At 65.3% G+C, this 262-nt stretch carries 1 pseudogene; it reads left to right on the top strand.

Going from position 1 to position 262, the window contains the following annotated elements:
- A pseudogene (locus MKK69_RS08240) lies at positions 1 to 262 on the top strand (porin); the annotation flags it as partial.

The raw sequence follows: 262 nt of genomic DNA, 5'->3' as shown, positions 1-262 counted from the left end.
TCTCCACCAACCTGCTCGCCTACACGGCGACGGTCGGCAACGGCCTGTCGGCGACGATCTCGATCGAAGATCCGGTCTTCCGCCGGACCCCGATCTTCTCGCCGTTCAACGTGGCCGCCACGCTGAACACGGGTAGCACGCAGAACTTCGGCGTGACCAACCAGCCGACCCCGATCTTCGTCGGCCCGAACCGCTACGGCAACATTGACAGCATCGAGCGCTCGCGTCTGCCCGACTTCGTCGGCGTTGTGCGCCTCGACCA

This window comes from Methylobacterium sp. J-026, assembly GCF_022829585.1.
Classification (GTDB): Bacteria; Pseudomonadota; Alphaproteobacteria; order Rhizobiales; family Beijerinckiaceae; genus Methylobacterium.
The sequence above is the reverse complement of the archived record's forward strand: the minus strand, read 5'-3'. Positions and strand labels throughout refer to the sequence as shown.